Annotated in this window: 2 protein-coding genes; one reads left to right on the top strand and one right to left on the bottom strand. The window is 38.0% G+C overall.

Annotation, left to right across the window (positions count from 1 at the left end; genetic code table 11):
• Positions 1–168 precede the first annotated feature (168 nt).
• Entirely contained in the window at positions 169–546 is a 378-nt protein-coding gene (locus tag BM202_RS37015) for a hypothetical protein (RefSeq protein WP_143100902.1), read from the top strand.
• A 157-nt stretch (positions 547–703) separates the two neighbouring features.
• Here the strand turns inward: BM202_RS37015 and BM202_RS36490 are convergent, their stop codons facing one another.
• The gene (locus tag BM202_RS36490; protein ID WP_093835531.1) at positions 704–1,177 is read right to left on the bottom strand and encodes a hypothetical protein; all 474 of its coding nucleotides are present in this window, start codon (positions 1,175–1,177) and stop codon (positions 704–706) included.
• Positions 1,178–1,420 lie beyond the last annotated feature (243 nt).

Below are 1,420 nucleotides of genomic sequence, written 5' to 3'. Positions count from 1 at the left end.
AAGCGCTCCCAGCCGGAAAAAGTACAACCCAAGGCAACGAAGATTGAAGCTTAAAATGAGACTAAAATCTGTCAAGTAAAACCAGGGTAATACAATTCAGTCCAACGTTTTTGAGTAAAAAGGAGTCCTTATTGTGTGGAGGCAAATACCAATTGTAGACAACACATCATGAGGAATATCGCTTGGTTTCTAGTTTTTATGTTAGTCGGATGCAGACAAAAAGACCCGGTTTTATCCGTCAATGCTAACCAATTAATAGGCACTTGGACTACTCCTTCCATTTCTGCCAATGAAAGACCGTTTACACGCTGGACGTTTAAGCCAGACTTCGTATATACCTCAGCCGATACGTTACAAACTTGCCAGCCGGTGGATAATTCCCATTATTATCGATACAGAATTGAGAACGGCAGGTTGATTGGGCGTTTTGAGGGGTATACAACGGGCTTGTATCCTATTCCCGAAATTAATCGCCGTATTCTCTCCATCACAGCAAGCGAGATGATGCTAGATGCACCCCGTCAAGTATTTAAAAAATGTCCATAAGATTTGGACAATTCCACCTAAGCGATTTTGACAAATCAGCTATTACGATTAGAATTTTCCCTTTACATAATCTGAGTTATACAACAGGTCTAAGAATAGTACTAATAGCACCCATTTTTAGAAGTGGATAGAGTTTGTATTTTTCACAGTTAAACACTTAGTGTTTTGCCGTAAAACTTCCGGCTATTACAGCTTTTTTGCCTTGGTATGTTGAAAAGGTACCTACACTAATATAATTAGGATATGCAGCTTGAGTGTCATTTACAATATATCCCCCTCCTTTATTTTCAAGTGCCGTGAATTTGATGAAGCCTTTATTACTTATATCACGAGACAGTTCACAATAAAAGGTATCATCAAAGAAGACTTCGCCGCTCTGTTTTTTAAGCACGGTATGTATGTTAGCACTAAGGGCATCCAGCTTCTGAATCGTTATTTGGCCTGTTTGGGCCGAGTCCTTCGGGTTATATACACCTGTTGTTTTACCGGAGCTTTGATATGTGAGATTTGCTTCAGTAATAGTATAGGTTCCTTCTATCTGCTTGGCTAAATCAGGAAAAACTTCCTTTTTACGACAAGAACCTACCCCTATAAAAAGCAGCATAGCAACCAATAACTTGATAGCATTCACGATGGTAAGAATTTGTTTAAAATCGTAACGTTACTGTACCGGTGATTATATATTTATAACTCAAAAACATTATAGTAAACCTACTTGAGTGAATTAGTACTATTCTTAGACCTGTTGTATAACTAACTTTATGTTATTCGACTTTTCCAGTAAACAGCAAAGCCGTGTCAGATGACGCGGCTTTGAAAAATAATATTCAACTAAAATTCTTAATTAGCTGAGCTTAACAAAGCAGCTTCTACT

Source organism: Spirosoma endophyticum, from assembly GCF_900112365.1.
Lineage (GTDB): Bacteria > Bacteroidota > Bacteroidia > Cytophagales > Spirosomataceae > Spirosoma > Spirosoma endophyticum.
This window is presented reverse-complemented; position numbering and strand designations above follow the sequence as displayed.

Excerpts from the sequence above, each read along its gene's own strand:
- BM202_RS37015 (WP_143100902.1), top strand. The coding sequence starts at position 169 with ATGAGGAATATCGCTTGGTTTCTAGTTTTTATGTTAGTCGGATGCAGA.